This is a genomic window from Pseudomonas sp. SIMBA_068, assembly GCF_046534705.1.
In the GTDB taxonomy this organism is placed as follows: Bacteria; Pseudomonadota; Gammaproteobacteria; order Pseudomonadales; family Pseudomonadaceae; genus Aquipseudomonas; species Aquipseudomonas putida.
The window spans coordinates 1-238 of sequence record NZ_JAWRYI010001571.1; the positions used below are offsets into that span (position 1 = coordinate 1).

The 238-nt window shown below is 58.0% G+C and carries 1 pseudogene; it reads right to left on the minus strand.

The features are described 5' to 3' along the window. Positions 1 to 238, minus strand: a pseudogene (locus SB756_RS34975) (ABC transporter permease); the annotation flags it as partial.

The following is a 238-nucleotide window of genomic DNA, read 5'->3' on the forward strand; positions in this document are numbered from 1 at the left end:
GCGGTTAATAACGCCAGACCAGTGACAATGCCCGGCAGCGCAATGGGCAGCAGCAGTAACAGCGAAATGGCGTTTTTGCCGAAAAAGTCTCGTCGCCACAGCGCGGCAGCTGCCAGCGTCCCTAACACCAGCGCAATTAATGTCGCCAGCGCCGCCACTTTAAGTGACAGTGTCACGGCATCAAGAATATCACTACGCTGTGCTGCCACGCTAAACCAGCGCAGCGTCAGGCCCTGCG